At 62.1% G+C, this 18,284-nt stretch carries 18 protein-coding genes and 2 pseudogenes; 6 read left to right on the forward strand and 14 right to left on the reverse strand.

Translation table 11 applies throughout. From position 1 onward, the window contains the following. Positions 1–38: 38 nt before the first annotated feature. The 3 genes from K663_RS23600 (at position 39) to istB (ending at position 2,685) form a co-directional block, all read left to right on the forward strand. Positions 39–185, forward strand: coding sequence for a CoA-transferase (locus K663_RS23600; RefSeq protein ID WP_021224464.1), 147 nt, complete (start codon positions 39–41; stop codon positions 183–185). A gap of 185 nt (positions 186–370) precedes the next feature. Next, positions 371–1,876, forward strand: a complete 1,506-nt coding sequence (gene istA, locus K663_RS21295) for an IS21 family transposase (RefSeq protein WP_020818759.1) — start codon at positions 371–373, stop codon at positions 1,874–1,876. Continuing rightward, the gene (gene istB, locus K663_RS21300) at positions 1,876–2,685 is read left to right on the forward strand and encodes an IS21-like element helper ATPase IstB (protein ID WP_020818758.1); all 810 of its coding nucleotides are present in this window, start codon (positions 1,876–1,878) and stop codon (positions 2,683–2,685) included. Before istA ends, istB begins: the two co-directional genes overlap by 1 nt. A gap of 371 nt (positions 2,686–3,056) precedes the next feature. On the opposite strand, the gene K663_RS21305 is transcribed toward istB, so the two are convergent. From K663_RS21305 to K663_RS21340, 9 genes and pseudogenes are all read right to left on the reverse strand, one after another. Continuing rightward, the gene (locus K663_RS21305; protein WP_020818775.1) at positions 3,057–3,521 is read right to left on the reverse strand and encodes a DUF736 domain-containing protein; all 465 of its coding nucleotides are present in this window, start codon (positions 3,519–3,521) and stop codon (positions 3,057–3,059) included. 224 nt (positions 3,522–3,745) lie between these two features. After that, the gene (locus K663_RS24995; RefSeq protein ID WP_020818776.1) at positions 3,746–4,297 is read right to left on the reverse strand and encodes a hypothetical protein; all 552 of its coding nucleotides are present in this window, start codon (positions 4,295–4,297) and stop codon (positions 3,746–3,748) included. A gap of 225 nt (positions 4,298–4,522) precedes the next feature. Further along, positions 4,523–5,401: an ATP-binding protein gene (locus K663_RS25000; protein ID WP_020818777.1), complete on the reverse strand. Its 879-nt coding sequence runs from the start codon at positions 5,399–5,401 to the stop codon at positions 4,523–4,525. Positions 5,402–5,485: 84 nt separating this feature from the next. After that, entirely contained in the window at positions 5,486–5,839 is a 354-nt protein-coding gene (locus K663_RS21315; protein WP_020818778.1) for a DUF3768 domain-containing protein, read from the reverse strand. Continuing rightward, positions 5,836–6,438: pseudogene (locus tag K663_RS21320) on the reverse strand (hypothetical protein); the annotation flags it as partial. The pseudogene K663_RS21320 and the gene K663_RS21315, both read right to left, overlap by 4 nt. A 103-nt stretch (positions 6,439–6,541) precedes the next feature. Further along, entirely contained in the window at positions 6,542–7,000 is a 459-nt protein-coding gene (locus tag K663_RS21325) for a hypothetical protein (RefSeq protein ID WP_020819456.1), read from the reverse strand. Beyond that, positions 6,984–8,792 (reverse strand): integrase, encoded by a 1,809-nt coding sequence (locus tag K663_RS21330; protein WP_025160958.1) that lies wholly within the window; start codon positions 8,790–8,792, stop codon positions 6,984–6,986. Before K663_RS21330 ends, K663_RS21325 begins: the two co-directional genes overlap by 17 nt. Positions 8,793–8,796: 4 nt before the next feature. Beyond that, positions 8,797–10,614, reverse strand: coding sequence for a site-specific integrase (locus K663_RS21335; protein WP_020819454.1), 1,818 nt, complete (start codon positions 10,612–10,614; stop codon positions 8,797–8,799). Continuing rightward, the gene (locus K663_RS21340; protein WP_025160957.1) at positions 10,607–11,749 is read right to left on the reverse strand and encodes a tyrosine-type recombinase/integrase; all 1,143 of its coding nucleotides are present in this window, start codon (positions 11,747–11,749) and stop codon (positions 10,607–10,609) included. Before K663_RS21340 ends, K663_RS21335 begins: the two co-directional genes overlap by 8 nt. A 203-nt stretch (positions 11,750–11,952) precedes the next feature. Here K663_RS21340 and K663_RS21345 point away from each other — a divergent pair, with 203 nt between their 5' ends. Genes K663_RS21345 through K663_RS21355 form a run of 3 tightly spaced genes read left to right on the forward strand, consistent with a single transcriptional unit; the run spans position 11,953 to position 14,266 of the window. Then, positions 11,953–12,441: a TIR domain-containing protein gene (locus K663_RS21345; RefSeq protein ID WP_020819452.1), complete on the forward strand. Its 489-nt coding sequence runs from the start codon at positions 11,953–11,955 to the stop codon at positions 12,439–12,441. A gap of 5 nt (positions 12,442–12,446) precedes the next feature. Next, complete coding sequence (locus K663_RS21350) at positions 12,447–13,607, forward strand: toll/interleukin-1 receptor domain-containing protein (protein ID WP_020819451.1); 1,161 nt, start codon at positions 12,447–12,449, stop codon at positions 13,605–13,607. A gap of 2 nt (positions 13,608–13,609) precedes the next feature. Beyond that, a complete protein-coding gene (locus K663_RS21355) occupies positions 13,610–14,266 on the forward strand; it encodes an SLOG domain-containing protein (RefSeq protein ID WP_025160956.1) in 657 nt (218 codons plus the stop codon). 16 nt (positions 14,267–14,282) lie between these two features. Here the strand turns inward: K663_RS21355 and K663_RS21360 are convergent, their stop codons facing one another. From K663_RS21360 to arsB, 5 genes and pseudogenes are all read right to left on the reverse strand, one after another. Continuing rightward, positions 14,283–14,837, reverse strand: a complete 555-nt coding sequence (locus K663_RS21360; RefSeq protein ID WP_021224402.1) for a toll/interleukin-1 receptor domain-containing protein — start codon at positions 14,835–14,837, stop codon at positions 14,283–14,285. Positions 14,838–14,883: 46 nt separating this feature from the next. Beyond that, the gene (locus tag K663_RS21365; RefSeq protein WP_020819448.1) at positions 14,884–15,381 is read right to left on the reverse strand and encodes a TIR domain-containing protein; all 498 of its coding nucleotides are present in this window, start codon (positions 15,379–15,381) and stop codon (positions 14,884–14,886) included. A 241-nt stretch (positions 15,382–15,622) separates the two neighbouring features. Further along, a pseudogene (locus K663_RS21370) lies at positions 15,623–16,006 on the reverse strand (hypothetical protein); the annotation flags it as partial. 412 nt (positions 16,007–16,418) lie between these two features. Next, positions 16,419–17,201 (reverse strand): arsenical resistance protein ArsH, encoded by a 783-nt coding sequence (arsH, locus tag K663_RS21380; RefSeq protein ID WP_021223100.1) that lies wholly within the window; start codon positions 17,199–17,201, stop codon positions 16,419–16,421. Next, positions 17,198–18,271, reverse strand: coding sequence for an ACR3 family arsenite efflux transporter (gene arsB / locus K663_RS21385; RefSeq protein ID WP_025160954.1), 1,074 nt, complete (start codon positions 18,269–18,271; stop codon positions 17,198–17,200). Before arsB ends, arsH begins: the two co-directional genes overlap by 4 nt. Between the last annotated feature and the right edge of the window lie 13 nt (positions 18,272–18,284).

Here is an 18,284-nt window from a genome sequence, read left to right on the forward strand (position 1 = left end):
GACGGCCGCGCGCGGCGGCTTGAGAGGAAGGCGGCGAGTTGGATAGCAAAATATATGGCAGCGCCGAGCAGGCTTTATCAGGGCTGTTGAGCGAAGGCATGACAATCATGTCAGGCGGCTTCGGCCTCGTCGGTAATCCTGAAACCTTGATCGACTGCGCGGCGACAACTACGATGGCCGGTTGAGCGGCGACTATGATGGCCGGTAGGATCGGTTGTCTGGTCTGATCGTAGGGAGGGGCGCAGCCCCGACCGGAGAGCGGACCAGACAACCGGTGGCGATCTTTTTCCCCTTCTTTCGGGGGGCAGATCGGGGCTGTGGCGGGCGGTGGTATCGGAACACTCATCGAACAACGAGCGATGGGTTTGCGATGCCGGGCCACCACATTTCCGATCAGCAGGTATTTCTCTTCATGACCCATCGTCGCCAACACACCCAGGCCGTCGCGGCTGCCAAGGCCGGTATCAGCGAACGCAGCGCACGCCGGATCGAGAACGATCCGCAGCTTCCGTCCCAGAAGAAGAAGGAGCGCCACTGGCGCACCCGCGCCGATCCGCTCGAGCCATTCTGGCCACGTATAGAGGAGTTGCTCCAGATCGACGGTATCATTGCCGTCACGGTCTTCGAGACGCTCCAGGACGAGTTCGGCGAGGATGCTGTTCCCGATGCGATACGACGAACACTGGAACGCCGGATCGCCCGCTGGCGGGCACTGCACGGCGGCGAGAAGGAGATCTTCTTCCCGCAGCATCATGAGCCCGGTCGGCAGGGCCTGTCGGATTTCACGGTATGCGACAGTCTCAAGGTCACTGTTGCCGGCGAGACCCTGGCCTATCGCCTCTACCACTTCCGCTTGGCGGCGAGTGGCTGGGAGCATGCGGCTGTCGTGCTGGGCGGGGAGAGCTTTGCCGCCCTTTCGGAGCACCTGCAGGATGCGTTGTGGAAGCTGGGCGGTGCGCCGGCCGAACACCGCAGCGATTCCCTGTCAGCCGCCTACAAAAACCTCAACGCCGATGCGCAGCGGGATTTCACCCGAAGCTATGACGAGCTGTGTCGTCATTACGGCATGCTTGCTACCCGCAACAACCGCGGCGAGGCGCACGAGAACGGATCGATCGAAGGTCCCCATGCCCATCTCAAGCGACGGCTCGATCAGGCCTTACGCCGGCGGGGCAGCCGCGATTTCGTTAGCATCGAGGCCTGGCGCGAGTTCGTTGAGGCGCAGGTCGCCAGACAGAACCGGCGACATGCTGCGCGCATCGATGCAGAACGCAGGGTACTCAAGGCGCTGCCCGCAAGGCGAACCACCGATTTCGCCATGGTCACCGTCGATGTCACCCGCAACGGCACCGTCGCCATCGATCGGGTTACCTATTCGGTGCCTTCCCGCCTCGTCGGACGGCGCCTCAACGCGCATCTCTTTGACGATCGCATCGAGCTCTTCCTCGGTCCAGACAGGGTAATGTCCACGCCGCGTGTGCGGATCAGTCATCCCCACCGGGGGCATAGCATCGATTTCCGGCACATGATCGGTAACCTGCGCCGCAAGCCCGGTGCACTGCGCAACCTCGTCTACCGCGAAGCCCTCTTCCCCGATCACGCCTACCGGCGGGCCTGGCAAGCCTTCGATGCCCAACTCGATGGACGGCAGGCCTGCCGCGATGCCGTCGCGCTGCTCGATATCGCCGCCAGGGGCGACTGTGTCGACGTGCTGGCCCGGCGGATCGATGAGGCTCTCGACAGCGGGCGCTTGCCCGATGTCGATGCGCTCAGGGACGAGTTCCTGCCAACCGCAAGATCGCAGCGCGATGTCGCTATCCCGCCACCCGATCTGCACAGCTACAACAGCCTGATCGCCAGCGGGGAGGTGCACTGATGACCCGCACCAAGGATCAGGCCGCCGCCGTACTGCCTACCCTGCTCAAGGCCTTGCGCCTGCCGAGCATCAACCGCAACTGGAAGCACCTCACCGACACCGCCGATCGCGATGGCTGGCCGGCCGCCAACCTGCTGGCCTCGCTTCTCGAGATCGAGATGGCTGATCGCTCCTCCCGGCGCATCCAGCGCCATCGCGACCAGTCCGGCTTGCCCGCAGGCAAGACCTTCGCCACCTTCGATTTCGACGCCGCCCCCGGCATCCGCAAACCGCACCTCTTGTCCCTCGCCGCCGGTGACGACTGGATCGAGAACGGCGGCAACCTGCTGCTGTTCGGCCAGAGCGGGACCGGCAAGACGCACGCAGTTGCCGCCATTGGCCATGCCCTCATCGACACGGGGCGGCGCGTCCTGTTCTGCTCCACCACCGACATGGTCCAGAAGCTCCAGTCCGCGCGCCGCGACCTCAGCTTGCCCGCCATGCTCGACAAGCTCGACAAGTTCGATCTCATCGTGCTCGACGATCTGTCCTACGTCCGCAAGGACCAGGTCGAAACCAGCGCCTTGTTCGAGCTCATCGCCCACCGCTACGAACGCCACTCGCTCGCCATTACCGCCAACCAGCCATTTTCGGCATGGGACAACGTCTTCCCTGATCCCGCCATGGCTGTCGCCGCGATCGACCGCCTCGTGCACCACTCGACCATCATCGAGATGAACGGCGAAAGCTACCGCAAGCGTTCCGCCGTCGCCCGCATCAACGCCGGCGATTACGACCCGCCCAATGGCGCCCCGGACCGGCCATCATAATTGTCGCTGGCTTCGCGCTCGGGAGCACCCTTGCTGAGGCAACGGGTAATTGTCGCCAGCGGCAATTACATGCCAACCATCCCATGCGCTTCAAACCCTCGCTTCCGGCCAGCGCCAGCGACAATTACCCAGCGTCGTAATTGTCGCTCGACGGTTGCTCCTCGCAACAGCAAATGGTAGCCAGAATTCACCAACCGGCGCGGCCACCTATCGGCCATCAAAATTGACGCCGACCGGACTCCGTAATCGTCGCGCTACACGTACCAGTCACCGGAGCCGAGCGTGATGCGGCCCTCTGTCATGGAGAAATACAAAAGGCCCCCGCTCCGCGATGGAAGCGAGGGCCTCTTGAAGCAACGACTGGACGGTGCTCAGCTTGCAAAGGCGTGCTCTGCGGAGGATTGGCCGAGGCCGGCCTCGGCGCCCTGGGCCGGCGCGCCGGCGGTTTCGCCTTCGCCGGGCAGCGGCGGCAGCGCGTCATCGGCCTTGCGCGCCATCTCCGAGGCGAGGTCGCGCCGCCGCGTCGGACGCGACCAGACCACGTTGTAGCTGCCGTCCTCCTGGCGGAACGCGGAAATGTAAAGCGGCGCCGCCAGGCTCGGATCCTCGATCTTCCCGTTGAGGAACGCCTCGCCCGTGCCGTTCGAGAACAGCTCGAACAGCGCCCCAACCTGCACCCACGCCCGCGATGCCGACAGCGCCAGCACCTCGAACTTCGGCGCCTTCGGATTGGCCGAGTGCACCTCGCGCAGCGCAATCGTCATCGCAATCGTCAGCGTCTCGATCTTGCCGACGAAAATACCGCCTTCATTCTGCTTGATCGAACCAATGTTCATGGAAAGTCTCCTGGATGATGGTCTCGAACACTGTGTCCGGGACACCGTCCTTCCTCCCCCTCCTCTCCTCGGCCGTTCGGCCGAGCCAGCGCGCAAGCGCCATAGCCGAGGCCCGCGTCCGCGGCCTCGGGACGATCCGGTCGATCCATGGATCGATCCGAACAGCCCCCGCCTGGTCCCGGCCTGATCAACCCCACCCCCGACGCCAATCGTCGGGCAGCAGATCAGCTGCTCGCCGAAACCCGCTCAATCCGTAGATCCATGGCCTCGCGTCCGATAACGGCGACGAACCGGGAGCCTTCCGGAACGAACCATTGGGTCCGGTAGGCGAGGACGGCGCGCAGGCGCTCGAGCAGGGCCGCTTCATCGCCCAGAAGGAGACGGGTCGCCATTTCCTGCGCATCGAGCAGGAAACGATCGTGCTGCGTATCCCAGCTATCAGCCTCGCGATCGTCGCTGGCGCAAAAGCAGGCGCCGTCGAGCAGATCGACCAGTTCGGCAGGCGTGACGGCCGTGGGTGCCGCCAGGAGAATATTAGCCTCCTCAAAGCTCCAGAAGAGGCCATCGTCATATTCGATGGCGACAGGCGCCGGTATATGAAGCGTTTCAGGGGCGGGGCCAGAAATCGTCAGCACGAGATCCAGTCGCTCGACCGTGCCGCTGTCGATACCGGGAAGGTCCGACCCACCGAGCACAAGCGTCTCGCCCCCCTTGTCGATCTCGAAGCGGAGATCAGTGATCCGGGGAAGCCGGTCATACCAGCCATAGCCCACCATCGCCTCGTCGGATTCGGCGAGCCGTCCCTCATAGCGGCCGTCCTTCGAGAGCGCGAAAGCAGCGCACTGCTCGAGCGGTGGCCCAAAATCATCGATCAGGACGAGATCGTCCGTCGAGGTCAGGTGCTGGCGACCGGACCCGCTATTGTAGTCGGCGACCGCCGGCGTCCATGAGAATAGCTCACCCCGTGCCTCGGGAAGCTGAACATCGAGATCGGCCGCCTCTCACCAGTCCGCGAAGGCCAGACGATGACTGCCGAGCGCCTGGATATGCCGGTAGATGGCGAGGCGGATCGCCGCGCGCAGGCTCTGCAGCGCGCCATTCTCGACCATCTCCTTGCGGGCCGGGAGTACGAGCTGCAATTCCGGAGCATCGACGATGTCGATCTTGGCCGCCCAGTGGCGATCCTTTTCCGCGACCGTTGGAAGGAGCGACGCGACAGTCACGCCATGGAAGTTGATGCTCGGGCTGAAATGCCGGTGAAGATAGTTGCGATAGATGCCGATGCGGACGCCGTCCTGCTCGATGATCGTCTCTGCGCCCTTCAGCCAGTCCTCGCGGAGTAGATCCTGGCCGTCGAGCCGAACCGGAAGCGGGCAATAACGCGCGGCGCTTTGTGCAATAGTCTCGAGTGACTTGAGCCATTGCGCGTCAATCGGCACCCGGATCTCGGTTCCGAACGGGTGGGTGCAGGGCGCAACGGCGATGGGCGCGCCGGACTCCCAATCGCCTGAAGCGATGCGGATCGACCAGCCCTCGCCAGTCGAGCGCGGGCAGGAGCGAATCTCGACATCGCGACCGGCAAGGCTGAACACGCCCATGCCGGCAGGATCCTCCCGCCGCGCGATCTCGTCACCCCAACCCGACCGACCGAGGGCGAGAATGACCGATGGATCCTCGATCCCGGCGCCATCGTCGGCAATGGCGAGAAACGCAGTCCCATCGGCGTCGATGACCTTGAGGTCGACCGCGCTCGCACCCGCCCGGCGTGCGTTCTGGATAAGCTCGGAGAGAATATCGCCGAGCGTGTTATTGAAGAGGCGGGTGACTCTGGTGACGGCGGCAGGATCGACCTGGCTGTTGATCGTGGCGGGAAGGGACATCTGGGGCTCCTCGACAAGTGGAAATTCTCCGCCTGCAGTCCCCCTCCCCTTTTCCCGGACCGCCGAAGGGCGCGATCGAAGCCCTCAATAATCCTCGGCGAGCATGATCGTGAGCACGCGCCGCGTGAGCGATGCGTCCGCTGGATCTTCCGATCCGAATTCGAGGGCGGGATCATAATAGTCGATCTTGAAGAAGATGCGTTCGCCCCGAAGATCGAAGGCGCCGAAGTCTCGTTCCGGGCCGTCGCCGGGGCCAAAGTCATACCGGCGGACGGCGGCGAGGAGTTCAGCCTGGGCAATGATTTCACGAACCGCGTCTTCTTCGCCTGCGAGACGAGCGAGGCAGGCGCGGGTCACGACAAGGCGAGCGGTCGGATCGAAACCCTGGCGGCAACGGTCGTTCAAACGGGCGATCTGTTCTGTAACGGAGATGGTCATGCTGCCTCCTTCAGGCCGGCGTTGAACTGCTCGAGCCACTCCGCCATGGCCGGACGGTCGGGGAGCGGGACATGGGCCGCCACATCCTGGAACCGGATGAGGTCGGCAGGCGCGTCGTGGATGATCGCGTCGATGTCGGCGGCCGGCAGCAACTCTTCGGCGCGGATGAAATCGGTCATGCGCCCGGGCCGCGTGCGCGTCGAGCGGCGCCACAGGCCTTCGACGGTCCTGAGACGCGGGGCCGCTCTCGCCTCGACCAGCACGATGAGGCGCAGACACCAGGACGGAAGGGCGCGAACTTCGTCCGGCTTCATCGCCCCGCAGATGAAGCAGCTCGATTTTGGCGGGACGGGAAGCTGAGCGGCTTCGATCCGGGCGATGCAGGCCGCGCGATCCCAGCCCCATTCGCGCAGTGGGTAGCGGCATTCGAAAAGATCGCTCGTGATGGTCGAGGCATGGGTATAGCGCCGCGTGTCAGCCGGCGATGCGTCGTAGCCGATAAGGCGAACGACCTTCTGGCCGCGCGCCCAGGCGTCCTTGGCCGGTTCCCACTGCTTGAGAAAGGCGTCCTGCGGGGCGACCTTCCATTTGAGCGAGCATTAGGTCTGGACGGGCCTGTCTCCTTTGCCTCACAAAGCCCGCATTTCCAGCGTTCCTCATCCCCCTTTCCTTTCGGGACGCCCGATTAGGGCGTGACCGACGTCAGACAGCGGAAGGATCGTGCGCTTCAGCGCTGGGGCGGATCGGGATTGGTCTACGTATCCGATCGAGTTCCTGCACGAGTTGGGCATTGCGCCGCTCAAGCCTCTCGGCACGTTGCTCGGCGTCGACGGCGCGTTTCAACAGGCTAGCGTTATGTGTCGCGAGGGCGGCGCTTCGAGCTTCGGCATCCCGAAGAGCCGAGCGTGTGCGATCGGCCTCTCTGGCGGTCGTCTCGTTCGCGCCGGCACGCTGCGACTGAAGCGCGCGGAGGCCGTCGAGAACGCCGGCATGATGGGTATATATGATGTTGCGGCCGACCCCGGCTGCCCGTGCGAGCGCAGCGACTGTGGGTTCTGCGGAGGGATTGCCGGCGAGGCCTGCAAGGGCTTCACGCAGGCGCGCATCCGTCTTTGCCCGCCGTCGAGCTTGCGGGCTGGACAGGTCAATTTCGGTCGCCATCGGTATTTCCTTCGTCTAACTGGTCCAGGATACGGCGAGATTCCTGGATGCGGGCTTCTGCAAGCGCACGGCTCTCGGAGTCGAGGTCATCGCGCTGGAGCAAAGCGCTGTTGCGCTCAAGGCGCGCTTCCCAGACCGGCTTATGCTTGCCGGTCACGGCGAAGTTGGCGCAAGTCGAGCAAGTGCTTTGCGTGCGGAGCACCGGGTTCGGCTCGCGCTCGCCGCCGAGGCATGCCGAGGTTTCCCGGCGGTAGAGGCAGTAGCCCCAGTCGCACACGCCGAGGCGCATATCCGTTTCGGCGAGGATATCGGTGATATAGCCATCGACGTCGCCCGATAGCGTGCGCCCGCGGAACGGCGATCGCTCGGAGAGCATGACGCCCGCCTTCCCGGCGACGTTCGGCGCCAGGAGCAGGTCTTCCAGCGCCTTGCGGGTTTCTTCGGCGGCTTGGTCGTCGATCAGCTGGGCAAGCTCGAAGTCGGTGCCCACATAGGCCCGGTCGGTCATCGCGCGGTGGACATGGCCGAGATGGCGTTGCAGCGCCGTCAGGCCGGTGCGGTCGCGCCGCCCGATGAACCGCGAGAACGTCTTGCGACCCTGATAGGTGGTCAGGTGCCAGGTGCCGCCTTGGTGTTCCGGCAAGGCAAGGAACGGCGCAAGTCGTTCGTTCAAGCGGATATTGACCATGGGTGATCGCAGTAGGGCGACGGGCATCATCGTCGGAAGCGGCGAGCGTCCCCGGCCGAGCTGGTGGAGCCAGAGGTTCCTCTTCCCGCTAAGTTCGCGAAGCGGTGCGGAGAGACGTTCGAGGATGTGGATCGCCCGCCGGACCGGCTCGGGCGCAAGCCATCGATGGATGTCCCCATGTTCCGTCAGCGACGTCTTCGTGATCGTGCCGACCAGATAGACGTGTTCCTCACCGTCTCCATCGGCCGCGCGCCGTTCGAGGCAACCCTCCTCAAGCCTGAGTATTTCGGAGGCTCTCGCGCCAACGAGATAGGCGATGACGACGAAGCAGGCGTCGCCAAGCCGATCCAGCATGAACGTCAGGCGGCGCAGCGGCCATTCCGGATTCGGATACAGATCCGCGTAGGGGCATGGCTCAGCCAACATGGCGCGTCTGATATGCCAGTGGAGCCTTCGCCCCTGATGCTGTGGTCGGAACTGCTCATACAGATCTTCGAGACGGTCGCGCAGCGCGAGTATCTGGTCCGCTGGGTCACCGAGCAGTTCCATAGCGCCGCTGATGAGAGGCACGGCGATCTCGTCGGGCGTATAGGGATGGCCGCCATAAGGTTTCCAGTGCCGCTTCCCAACCGAACCGGCGCGAGGCGGCGCCATCAGCGGCGCGTCGTCCAGCTTGTCGCGCTGCATGTGGAACGTGCGGATCGTGCCGAGATAGCCTTCGGCGGTGCTGAGGGAGAGCCGTGAAGCGTTCCTGCCGGGACGAGCGCGCAACATGGCCACGAACCGGTCGACGGCGTCTTGATCGAGATCCTTGAAGCATCGGACGTTCTCGGCTGCCATCCATCGAACGAGGAAGCGGATGTGGCTGAAGTGACCATCGATCGCTTCCTTGCGAAGTGGCCTCCGCCCTTCGGGCGGATCGGCCCGCAGCGAGAGCAGGAACAGTTCGGCGGCGTGCCGGAGCGGCGTCCACCGATCGTCCCGGAACCGGCTCCCGTCCGGCATTTCGAAGCCCCAGTTGAACGTCGTGGCGGCGGGGATGCCTTCGTTTCCGAGCAATGGCGCCGGAAGTTGGGTAGGCGTGGATGTCGGGACGGAGGCCATGAGGCTATTCCAGGTCCGGCAGCGGCGGCAAGGCGGGTATGTGCCGTTCCGCGTCCGGCATCATTTCGGGCGGGAACGCCGGCAGCAGGTCTTGTGTCAGCACCCGAAGGCTGGGGGCATAGAAGAGGCTGAACCGGATCGGGTCGATGCGTTCCCGCGCCGCTTCAAGATGCATGGTGGCCTGGACAATGCGCGCCAGATGATCCGGGTCGATCGGGACGATCAGGCCTGGACAGGCAAGGCAGCCTCCCAGTTTCGGGCACACGCGGCCAGGCTGTGCCTGCCCGCCGTCGACCGGTCGAAGGCAGTCGTGGCCGAACAGCGCCGTCACCCGCGCGCTGGTATCTGGCCCTTGATGTTGCGAGTCATGGGCGGGCGTCTCGCCGGTGACCCATGTGATCATCAGCGACTGGAGCCGAGCGATCGTATCGCGTTCGAGGCGGCGGACGGCCTCGCCATCGACATAGATGTCGGTGGTGGCGACATTCGCATGATTGAGGACCGCTTTGGCCGCCATGATATCGCCCTGCGACGCTGTGTAATGGGCGCTTGCCATGCTGCTGCGGAACAGCTTGGGCGAGAAGTCGGGAAGCAGGGAACGGGACTTGCCGGGATGCGCTTCGTTCCAGGAAGCGATCGCGCCATTGTGCCGCTCGTAGAAGCGCAACATTGCCGATCGCAACGTGGCCTGCACGATATGACCGGCGCGATGCTCACGCTCGAGGCGTCCTGTCGTCATGAGGAAGCGGTGGAGGAACAGTCGGTCGCGTTTGGACGGCTCCACATGCGGCAATAGGGGTGCCGTCATCGCAAGCAGTTTTTCGATCAGGCGCGGCGCCGCATAGGGTCGGCGATTGTCGAACGAGCGCCGTTGCATGCGTTTCACCTTACCGCCGGCGCGGGGTTTCACCCACTCGACCATGACGCGATGCCGCTCGAGCGGATGCGGCACGAGGCAGTCCCGCTTGATCTGGCGCAGCGGACCGGCGTTGGCCGCCGTCTGGATCAGCAGCACGATATAGAACGCAACCAGCGTGTCGGTCGTGAGGTGGAGATAACCCTCGAGCTCGCGGAACCCGCCTACCTCGGCGATCCTCTGCCGATCGGGCTTATTAAGGTCCAAGCCTCGGTCGGTCGGCATGATGCCGTGGCCGCGGCGATGGAGCTTCCAGATCCAGCGATCCCGTTCGACGGTCCGCCCACCATGGAGCGGCACATTCGGAAGACCAACGATGGCTTGCCCGTGCTGGAACTTGTCCCACGCAGTGTCGATCTCGGCATAGCAGACTGCCAGCAGGGCGCGCATTGCGGCAGGTGTCAGCCGGTCTTGCGGTAGCCGCTGGACGCCGGCCAGCGGGATCGCATTGTTGGGAACGGCGAAGCCCGGTGCGAACAAGCCTGGATTGTCCGCGATCGCGCGCTTGAGGACCGGCCGGATCATACCGAGCTGACCGGATTGTGAGCGGACGCCGCGCCTGCGCCCGTTGGTGGGCATCGCCAGCCAGGTGATGAACCGGCGGATCGTTGCCGTGTCGAGGTCTGCCGCGCGCCTGACACGCGCGTCTTCGCGCAGGAACCTCCCGAACACGCGCAGCGCGAACCAGTGCGCGGTGCGGGTCGCGGCGCTGGATGCTACATCATGATCGCGGAAAGCCCGGGCGATGGCGGCGCTGATATCGTCCGGCATTCCGAACAGCGCCGGGCTGAAGCTTTGGACGATCTTGCCCCATTCGTCGCGGAACTGGATTTCGGCGACCTGCGCCGGATGGTTCGCCGGTGCCGGATCGAGTCTCAGCGTCCGATCGAGGCGGCCCCTAGCCATCGGCGGGGATCAGCTCGCCATAAAGATAGGCGAGGCTTTCGCTCAGATCGCGCTCGTGCAGTTCGACGCAGCGCAGATAAATCGCGGTGGTCGTGATCGAAGCATGGCCCAGCAGCACCTGCACGACCTTGAGCGGGTTGAGATCGGGATTGGTGCGGGCCTGGATCTGAAGGCGGGCCAGCATCGCCATCGCGAAGGTGTGCCGCAGGCAGTGCAATGTACCCAGAAGTCTCGCAGCCGCGAAAGCTTCCGCGAGCTGCGCCGTCAGGAGTTTTCGCGTCATAGCCCGGCCATGCTCGTTCAGCAGGAGATTGGGCGGCGCGCGATAGCCCCGGTCGGAACGGCGGACACGGCGGACGATCCGGGCGCGATCCTCTCCCACATACCAGTCCGTATGATCGAGCAGCCGAATCGGCGGATAGACTGTCCTTGGCCGGTCTCCCTTGGTGATATGGATCGGCACGCCGACAAGTGGATCGCTGTCGAGGTCGAGTGGCCAGCTATCCGGGATTTGGTCGATGGCGAGCGCGCAAAGCTCCTTGCGGCGCAGTCCCGCCCCAAGCGCCCATTGCGCGGCAAGTCGGGCGGTAGGCCTCAGATGCGCGAACAGCCGTGCCAGTTCGTCGGCGCGCAGAGGTCGCGGCAGTTTTTCCGGGCGTGAGACGATCAGCTCGTTGACCTGGCGCCGCTGCAAGCCTGGGCGATAAGCGCCGTCGAGCATCAGCGTCATCTTTTCGGTCAACCGGAACGGGCAGTGGTCGATCAGGCCCTTATCGAGCGCCCAGCCATAGAACCGGCAGACGGTCGAGACGCGCGCGTTGATCGTGGTCCGGGCATAGGGCTTCCCGGTGTGTGCGCTGGGGTTCTCCAGCATCCGGTTGCGATAGGCAGCGATGACGCGTTCGTCGGCTTCGCGCCATTCGATCCCCGATTGTTCGAGCGAGTCGAACCAATCGTGGAGATGCTCGCCGTAGGTCCGCACAGTTTCCGTAGCGTGGGCGCGGCCGCTTAGCTCTGCATGCTCCATGAGCCAGACGAAGGCCGGCTCGATGATCGCCATGTCGGCGTCGAACAGAATCGGGAAGCCGGCGGGGACATTGGGCACGCCAGAGGCAGCCCGAATCACTGATACCACGGGCCATCTCCCTCGCCCGCACAGGTGCAATTTCGAAAGTAGAGCAACATGCTCGATTTGGCCGAAGCATTTCGATGGAATGGGCGCTTTCCTCGCCATGCCGAAGGGTGTCGCTGCGACCAGCTACCCCAAGCACTCACCGTGCCTGCTGACACCTGGCGCCCGCCTTGATATGAGTGAACGAGGATCAAGGGGGGGAAGCGGTGGCGCGTCGGGTATTCTTTAGCTTTCACTATGACCGTGACGTTCGACGGGTCGTGCAAGTCCGCAATTCCTGGGTGGTTCGTCCAGGTGGCGAAGCGCAGCCTTTCTATGACAAGGCAGAGTTCGAAGAGGCAAAAAGACGCGCGGGCGGCATAGAAAAATGGATCGAGGAGCAGCTCAAAGGCACGTCCGTGACGGTGGTGCTTTTTGGCGCGGAGACGTATGACCGCGAATGGGTCCGGCACGAGATCAAGAGAAGCTACGAGCTTGGGAAAGGCCTATTGGCCATCGACATCCATAGCGTAAAAGATCCGCAACTCGGGACTGATCGACAGGGGACCAACCCTCTCAGCTATTTTACAATAAAGCAGAATGGTCGAGATATTCCGCTGTCAAACCTATACGGGACGTATGATTGGGTTCGGGATAACGGCTATGCCAACATGCCGGCTTGGATCGAAACTGCAGCAAAAGCGGCCGGTCGCTGACATCAATGAGTATTTATGAACTCGCCATACTTGGCGCCGCAACGCCAGAGGAGCGCGCGACACTGACAGCGACGCTCACCGATATCGTTTCCGACTTTGGATTGACGTTGGGGGACGATATAGTTGTGCATAATGCGGAAACGCTGGGTGGGCGGCACAAGCCAGCAGCATTCGCAGGTGCATATTTTGGAGGAAATGCCCAACAAGATCTCGAAGCGGCCCAGGACCTGATCCGAGCGAGCGCGCCCATCATTCCCACGATTGCCGCTGGCGCAGACTTCAATGCTCAGATCCCCCAGTGTCTCCAGCCCATCAATGGGCTAACGCGGCGCGCTGACGATCCAAATATGACTGAACTCGCGTCGACAATGCTGGAATGTGTGGGTTTACTTCGTCGACAGCGACGGGTTTTTGTGAGCTATCGGCGGGTGGAATCCCGAGCAGCTGCGTTGCAACTTCACGATCTCCTTGCGTCCCGCGGATTCGACGTATTCTTGGACACGCACGACATTAGGCCCGGCGATCCGTTCCAAGATGTGCTTTGGCATAGGCTCGTTGATTCTGATGTTATGGTTATGCTCGACACGCCTACCTATTTCGATAGCCGCTGGACGCGACAGGAAATAGGAAGAGCACGCGCGAAAGAGATCCAGGTCCTTCGTGTAATTTGGCCTGAGCATACGCCAAACAAGCTGACCGATCTTGCAGAGACTATATATCTTGACCCAAAGGAACTCGAAGGGCCGGATGGCCCAATAGTAGCCCAAACGGCAGATACAATCGTCCTGGAGGTCGAGCGGCTAAGAAGCCGCAGCATCGCATCTCGATATATGTCGATTACCGGCAAGCTTCGCGCTGACGTCGAAAAAATTGGTGCGTCAGTGGAAGGCGTCGGTGCACATCGGGCCGTCGCCGTGCGGTTGCTGGACGGCGAAAAGATCTGGGCATATCCGATCGTCGGAATCCCCACGGCTGAAATTTTGAACGACGTGGCCGATAAGGCGCGACGAGCGGAACAGCAGGAGATACCGGTACTGGTCTACGATCATATCGGCATCCGTGATGCATGGAATGCTCATCTCCGATGGCTTGGGGATCATATTCGCGCGGTCCGTACGATTAAAGTTTCCGAAGCCGGATGGGCTCTTGCGGCATGGGAGAATTGACCATGACTGAGGCCATTTTTCTTTCGGCGGGCGTGCCAGATCCAAAGCGAGGCCCACAATATGCAGCGACTGCTGACACCGTCGCGATTACAGCCGCAGTCTCCGCTTTGGTGCACGTTACACTAGGGCGCAGGCTGCTTGTCTGGGGTGGTCAACCCGCAATCACACCGATGATCTGGGTGGTCTCGCAAGACATCGGAATAAATTACGGACACTGGGTCCGGCTCTACCAGTCTCGCCATTTCAAGGATGAGTATCCCGAGGATAATGAGCGGTTCAACAACGTGGTTTATACGGAAGAGATCGAAAGGGATCGGGAGAAGAGCTTGCTGAACATGCGTGAACGCATGTTTTCCGAACACAAGTTCAAAGCAGCAGTTTTTATTGGAGGCATGGGAGGAATTATACAAGAATATGAGATGTTTCGACGCCTGCAACCCGAGGCTGCAGTGATACCGGTAATCTCCACGGGCGGCGCGACGCTTGACGTAGGAGCGCAAGTTGAGTCTTTAGCGCCCGACCTAACGGAAGACCGGGACTATGTTGCGTTATTTCACCGCCACCTTGACGTTTCCGTCCGAGAGGAGCGCTTCGAAAGCCCGGCCCTCCAACCAGCTGTCGTTGAGGAGCGATTTTGGCAGCCCCCTGCCACTGCTTAAACGGGGTGGGAACTCATCAGTCGCCAGCAAGCCATTCGCTAAGCTCCGTAGCTGTGTTCCTTTTCTCGTCAAGGACCATCCAGACGCGCTTTTGATGACCCTGTAGATCCCCCCAGACGATGCGGCGGTATAATCCCAGATACTCCCACGACGCCCATGCCTGCTCATGCGCGCTGTCGGATGCCGGGAACAGCGCGATCTTCGTCAACCCTTTATAACCATCGGCCACGCCCAACTCCCAGGGCACCCAACGGCTGTCCTTGCTATTCTTGCTTGCAAGAAGGACAAAGCGCTTGGTCTGGCGAATACGGCTCTTTAGCAGCCCCGCCGTTTCCTCCGTCGTGTATGGGGGCATTTCCGGGTCGATTTCATCGACATAGACCCTAGCTCCGTGCCCTTCCAACACACGAATAGCGCCAACGACCAGATCATCATCTTTGCTCGAGTGTGAAAGAAATGTGGTGCCTGAGAGGCTACGGGAAGCAGCAGACTTTCTGAGGCTTGCCTGTTCGCTAACATTTAACTTATCAGCGAAATTCCGAAGCTCGGATTTTGTAATGTATTCGATCATAATCGAAACTCTATTATCGGATATAGACCGAACTCACGGAGCTACCTCAGTTATTTGAGCGGATCGCTATCGCGTCCTCAATCCAACTCTCGATTCCGTTCTTGATCGAATCATAGACTGCCTTGCTATCTGAGCCGGAAGGGGTGACCAGCTTCGCTATAGATGATAGCTTTTTCCCGGTATTTCCATAGCCCACTTCGTCAAACGGATTGCTACCAGCCGTGCACGAATTCCCGTCGTGGCCGAGAAGTTTGTTTATCCGAATACCGACCACTCCTTTGCCGGCATCCCAGCCTTTAACGATCTCGCGGATTACCCAAGGCCGGTTCGCTGTTTCAGAGCCGACAAGCACCACCACACAGCTCTTGCCGTACATGTTGTCATCGATCCATTTTTCGATCGAGGCCTTGCCCTTCCGCTTGACCTCTTCCCACGCATTCGCGGTGCAAAGAGACTGCCCTTCAAGAGCACCGATGTTGCGCACTTGCTGGGTGCGCCAAAAATCGTTCGCGAAGTGGAAACTGAAGAAAACGCGCCGCGCCATAAGGCCCCCTTTTGTTCTCCGGCCTTCTACAAGCCCAGCCTTCGTTTCGCCAGAGAAATCGATTCTGAAGCGATCTGCTCGAGGATGGAGTACGGTAGTTGAGGCCCAGCGGGTTCATCCGGCAATCAGGCGTCGCTGCGCGACGCGAGTGACGGGCCGACCACCGCCAGCTCTTTGGGTTAGCGCGGCGGTCGGCCCGTCACTCATCGCGAGCAAAAGAGACAGTCGCCGAAGCCGGACCTAACGAGCACGAATGGCGCCCCAGCGAAATGCTCGGCAAGGTGGCGTTCGTCAGAACGTTGGACAGCAGATCGAAATAGGGCGGCCAATGCTTGAAACGGCGCGGTGTGTAGCGCACCGTCACATAGGGAATTCCTCGCGCCGCCATCCAGGCGGCGATCATCTTCTGATAGGCATAAGTTTCCGGCTTCTCGACGCCAGGATCCCCGGTGATCACGAGGTCAGGCGGCGTGCCCCGGCTTTCAAGTTCGAGAAGAAGCGCGGTGCTGTCGACACCGATGCCATAGGCCAGGACGACGGGCTGCGGCGCATCGACGCGAATATAATCGAGCAGGCGCGCGGGAGCGGAGCCGGCCTCGGCCGGGATTGAGGTGAGATCGCACATGGGGATATCCAAATGGGCTTGAGCAGAGCTTTGGCTCGATCACTCCTTCCCACTCCCCTCTCATCTGGACGGCTCCGGCATCGATCCACGTCCATGAGATATTGTTGCGCGCCGTTGGCCGCGGCAGCCTGATTTCGCTATTGGCACCGCCGGCGCACAACAGGCGTCATCGGCGGCGTTTTGCGGAAAAGTGCGCTCAGCCTCGAACCATTCCCATAATCCGTCGCATCGCCGCTGATGTAGAAAGCCGCCCACGCCCCATCCTGGGCACCGGCGATCCAGCTCCTTTCGGACTCGGCATAGCAGCAAGCCGTCACGCCCTCGTCCAGACCCGGTCAGTCGAAGGCACTCAAACGGCCATAAATGTCTGCCAGTTCGTTCTGGATACCGAGACGCGCGGGGCCATTGGGCATCATGCCTTCTGTCGTGGCGGAACCAGAGTCCCATCGATCGAGGCGAGGATTTCCGCCGGAGCAATGACCGGTCGATCCGTTTCGACCCGCTCCGAATAGCGATCGACCAGTTGATCGACATGCGGGCGGAGCAGGACAGTGAAACGCACCAGTTCCTCCATCACGTCGACGATCCGGTCGTAATAGCTCGACGGCTTCATCCGCCCGGCCTCGTCGAACTCGGTGAAGGCTTTGGCGACGCTCGACTGGTTGGGGATGGTGAACATCCGCATCCAGCGGCCGAGGACGCGCAAGCTGTTCACGCTGTTGAACGATTGTGAACCTGCGGAGACCTGCATGACGGCAAGGGCGCGACCCTGCGTCGGGCGCATGCCCTTCAAAGCCAGCGGCAGGTGATCGATCTGCGATTTCATGATCCCGGTGATCTGGCCGTGCCGTTCCGGGCTGCACCAGACCTGGCCCTCGGACCAGAGCGCATGCGCCCGCAGTTCGTGAACCGCCGGATGATCGTCATCCTGGACCTGATCGGGCATCGGCAAATCGGAGGGATCGAAAATCCGCGTTTCGCAGCCGAAGAACTGGAGCAGACGCGCCGCCTCTTCCACCACAAGCCGCGAATAGGACCGTTCGCGCAAGGATCCGTAGAGCAGCAGGATGCGCGGCGGCGGATTGAGATCCCCCAGGCCCAGGGCTGGACGCCGATGAACATAGTCAGGCTTGAGCGCTGGAAGACGGTCGGGATCGGCAAGCGTCCGCAATCGGCTGTGGTTCGTCTCGTTCATGCCCGGACCTCCGCCGGCACGCTGTCGGGGAACCAGCGCCGCCCGAACCAGAAGGCGGCGTTGACCAGCAGGATCAGCACCGGAACCTCGACCAGCGGCCCGATCACCGCAGCGAAGGCGACCGGGGAAGCCAGTCCAAAGGCGGCGATGGCGACCGCAATCGCCAGTTCGAAATTGTTGCCCGCGGCCGTGAACGCCACCGCCGTCGTGCGCGGATAGTCGCTCTCGATCAGCTTGCCCATGAAGAAGCTGATGCTGAATTGAACCACGAAGTAGATGGTGAGCGGGATGGCGATCCGCAGTATGTCACCCGGCAGTGTCACGATCTCATTGCCCTTGAGGCTGAACATGGCGACGATGGTGAACAGCAGCGCGACGAGCGTGATCGGGCCGATCCTGGGCAGAAAGCAGGTTTCATACCATTCATTCCCCCTAGCCTTGACCAGCCATTTGCGGGAGAGAAATCCAGCCAGAAAGGGAATGCCGAGATAGATCAGCACCGCCTCGGCGATGGTCCAGAAGCTGACATTGATAACGCTGCCCTCCAGCCCGAGCAGCGGCGGCAAAAAGGCGAGGAAGAACCAGGCGTAAACGCTGAAGAACAGGATCTGGAAGATTGAATTGAACGCGACCAGCGCAGCCACATACTGGTTGTCGCCCTTGGCGAGATGGTTCCAGACGATGACCATGGCAATGCAACGGGCGAGGCCGATAAGGATCAGGCCTGTCATATATTCCGGCTTGTCGCTGAGGAAGATGACGGCGAGCGCAAACATCAGCACCGGGCCGATGATCCAGTTCTGGATCAACGAGATCGCCAGCACCCGCTTGTCTTCGAACACGCGCGGCAGTTCCTCATAGCGCACCCGCGCGAGCGGCGGATACATCATCAGGATCAGGCCGATGGCGATGGGCAGGTTGGTGGTCCCCCAGGACAGGCTGTCGATCGCCCTTGGCAATCCTTCGAAGGTCGATCCCAGACCCACGCCGAGCGCCATGGCGAGGAAAATCCACAAGGTGAGATACCGATCGAGAAACGACAGGCGTTCACGCCTGGGCTGTGCGGTCATCTTGATCCCTCGT

Source organism: Sphingobium sp. MI1205, from assembly GCF_001563285.1.
Classification (GTDB): Bacteria; Pseudomonadota; Alphaproteobacteria; order Sphingomonadales; family Sphingomonadaceae; genus Sphingobium.

Coding starts and splice junctions, on each gene's coding strand:
- K663_RS24995 (WP_020818776.1), bottom strand. CDS start 4,297: ATGGTGGGCTATGGCTGGTATGACCGGCTTCCCCGGATCACTGATCTC.
- K663_RS21305 (WP_020818775.1), bottom strand. CDS start 3,521: ATGAACATTGGTTCGATCAAGCAGAATGAAGGCGGTATTTTCGTCGGC.
- arsH (WP_021223100.1), bottom strand. CDS start 17,201: ATGAACGAGACGAACCACAGCCGATTGCGGACGCTTGCCGATCCCGAC.
- K663_RS21360 (WP_021224402.1), bottom strand. CDS start 14,837: ATGATCGAATACATTACAAAATCCGAGCTTCGGAATTTCGCTGATAAG.
- K663_RS21330 (WP_025160958.1), bottom strand. CDS start 8,792: ATGGCCTCCGTCCCGACATCCACGCCTACCCAACTTCCGGCGCCATTG.
- K663_RS21355 (WP_025160956.1), top strand. CDS start 13,610: ATGACTGAGGCCATTTTTCTTTCGGCGGGCGTGCCAGATCCAAAGCGA.
- istA (WP_020818759.1), top strand. CDS start 371: ATGCCGGGCCACCACATTTCCGATCAGCAGGTATTTCTCTTCATGACC.
- K663_RS25000 (WP_020818777.1), bottom strand. CDS start 5,401: ATGTCCCTTCCCGCCACGATCAACAGCCAGGTCGATCCTGCCGCCGTC.
- K663_RS21350 (WP_020819451.1), top strand. CDS start 12,447: ATGAGTATTTATGAACTCGCCATACTTGGCGCCGCAACGCCAGAGGAG.
- K663_RS21315 (WP_020818778.1), bottom strand. CDS start 5,839: ATGACCATCTCCGTTACAGAACAGATCGCCCGTTTGAACGACCGTTGC.
- K663_RS21325 (WP_020819456.1), bottom strand. CDS start 7,000: ATGGCGACCGAAATTGACCTGTCCAGCCCGCAAGCTCGACGGCGGGCA.
- arsB (WP_025160954.1), bottom strand. CDS start 18,271: ATGACCGCACAGCCCAGGCGTGAACGCCTGTCGTTTCTCGATCGGTAT.
- K663_RS21335 (WP_020819454.1), bottom strand. CDS start 10,614: ATGGCTAGGGGCCGCCTCGATCGGACGCTGAGACTCGATCCGGCACCG.
- K663_RS21365 (WP_020819448.1), bottom strand. CDS start 15,381: ATGGCGCGGCGCGTTTTCTTCAGTTTCCACTTCGCGAACGATTTTTGG.
- istB (WP_020818758.1), top strand. CDS start 1,876: ATGACCCGCACCAAGGATCAGGCCGCCGCCGTACTGCCTACCCTGCTC.